Below are 231 nucleotides of genomic sequence, written 5' to 3'. Positions count from 1 at the left end.
GCTGGACGTCGATGTGCTGATCGCGCACGGCACGGGCATCCTGCCGGGGGATGTCCCCGCGCTCCGCGGCGGCGCCGGGCGCACGGCCGTCGCGACCGCCCCCAAGGGCTATCTCAAGTTCGGCTGGGGCACCACGCCCGTCAAGGAGCTGACGGCGGCGGGGGTCGCGGTCGGGCTGGCGACCGACGGCGCGGCGTCGAACAACTCCCTCGACGTCTGGGAGAGCATGAC

The 231-nt window shown here is 74.0% G+C and carries 1 protein-coding gene; it reads left to right on the top strand.

Annotation, left to right across the window (positions count from 1 at the left end; all coding sequences use genetic code 11):
* On the top strand, positions 1–231 hold a 231-nt coding region (locus tag ACSNOK_RS36480), incomplete at both ends, for an amidohydrolase family protein (RefSeq protein WP_436784930.1).

The sequence above is a fragment of the Streptomyces sp. URMC 126 genome (genome assembly GCF_051386555.1).
Taxonomy (GTDB): Bacteria; Actinomycetota; Actinomycetes; order Streptomycetales; family Streptomycetaceae; genus Streptomyces.
This window is presented reverse-complemented; position numbering and strand designations above follow the sequence as displayed.